The sequence below is a fragment of the Streptomyces sp. W16 genome (assembly GCF_033194735.1).
Taxonomy (GTDB): domain Bacteria; phylum Actinomycetota; class Actinomycetes; order Streptomycetales; family Streptomycetaceae; genus Streptomyces.
The window spans coordinates 1-1675 of the sequence record NZ_JAWOAI010001012.1 but is presented as its reverse complement, the minus strand read 5'-3'; the positions used below and the strand labels follow the sequence as shown (position 1 = coordinate 1675).

1 protein-coding gene and 1 pseudogene are annotated in these 1675 nt (G+C 68.7%); both read right to left on the bottom strand.

Features of this window, described 5'->3' with window-relative positions; genetic code table 11:
* A partial coding sequence (locus tag R6V09_RS52535; protein WP_317888465.1) for a phosphatase PAP2 family protein occupies positions 1 to 815 on the bottom strand: 815 nt, incomplete at its 3' end.
* Positions 816 to 1051: 236 nt separating this feature from the next.
* Positions 1052 to 1675: pseudogene (locus R6V09_RS52530) on the bottom strand (hypothetical protein); the annotation flags it as partial.

The following is a 1675-nucleotide window of genomic DNA, read 5'->3' as shown; positions in this document are numbered from 1 at the left end:
AGCAGTACGGGCGCGGTGACCGGGGACGCCGGCACGGGGGCGGGCGCCGTACGGCCGCGGCGGGCGCGCCAGCGGTCGCGGTAGTCGAAGATGCGGGTCTCGGCGAGGGCGATCAGCGGCTCGCACCACGGGAGGGCGAGCAGGACCAGCAGACCGGCGGCCCAGCCGAGCAGCACGTCGCTCAGCCAGTGCGTACCGAGGTAGACCGTGGCGAGACCGACGCCGAGCGAGGTCACGGCGGACGCCGCGGACAACCACCGGCGGGCTCTCGGCGTGGAGGCCAGATACGCCAGAATCCCCCAGGTCACGACCGCGTTGGCGGTGTGGCCGCTGGGAAATATATCGCCGCCGAGGCCCATCTCGTTCGAGCCGATGACGGTGGCGTAGTGCGGGCCGAGGCGGCCCATGCCGAGCTTGGCGGCGCCGACCGTGATGTTCAGGAGCAGCAGCAGGGTGCCCAGGGTCAGCAGCGGGCGCAGCGTGTGCTGCCGCCACGAGCGCCAGCCCAGCCAGGCCGCGACCATCACCGCGGTCGGGCCGCGCTGGCCGAGCACCACGTAGTAGTCGACGAACCAGTGGATGCCGGCCCACTGCTGGTACGGCCGGAAGAACATGACCTGCCAGTCGAACCTGACCAGCCAGGAGGTGGTCACGACAAGCCACACGATCGCCAGATAGAAGGCCAGGGTCGCCGCGAACAGCACGACCCTGTGCCGGCTCATCTTCGGCACATCGATGTTGGCCGGCCGTTCCGGTTCCCGGTCCAGCCTCGCGAACACCCGGTCCAGACGGGTGAGGTTTCGTTCGGTACGCACCCAATCGACGTTACAGCGAGTGAGTGTGGATGCCCGTCGATTCAGCGGCTTTGTGATGACGATGTGATGTGGGAAAGCTCTCAGAGGCAGGTTTATTTCCGAGGATTCCGCAATCCCCGATGGCTCCGTCCTTCAATTCCTTTGATCATGTCGGCCCCAGTTTTATGGCACTTATGAATTAGTTCACCAAACGCTGGGGTGAAATTAGCCGAGCGCTCACCGGTCCCCGAAGTGGATCATGGAGGTCCGGAGCCGTTCAGCCAGAACGCCCCGTACACGGCCGACGCCACCGCGACACCGCCCACCACCCACGCTGACCTTGAGGTACGCAGTCGCGCCAGGGCGAGCGCGAGGGGGAACAACAAGGGGAAAGCGGGCATCAGCAGGCGCGGTTTCGAGCCGAAGTAGCTCGACGCGCACAGCGCGAGCGCGGTGACGACCCCCGTGTACACCAGGAGGGGGAGCGGCTGACCCTGCCGGACGCCCACGACGTACAGCCAGATCACCAGCCCGACCCCGACGATCAGCCCGACCCCGGCCAGGGCGGACGGGAACGAGGTGAACTTGTCGCCGACGAAACGGGCGAAGGCGGCGCCGCCGTCGAAACCGTTGCGCCAGCCCGCCTGTACATCGAGATAGCCCAGCGGACCCTTGCCGGTGCGGTGCCCGACCCACAGGACATATCCGGCGGCGCCCAGGGGCGCGAGCACCAGACCGAGGGCGCACCGCCAGTTCCGCGCGCCGGGCGCGAGCGCCGTGCTGCGGTCCCGCCCGAAAGAGGAGCGGCCTGTGGCTGCCGAAGGGGAGACGCCCGCGAACGAGGCGAGGCCCGCCACCCACACCGCGGCGACCACCGCGAG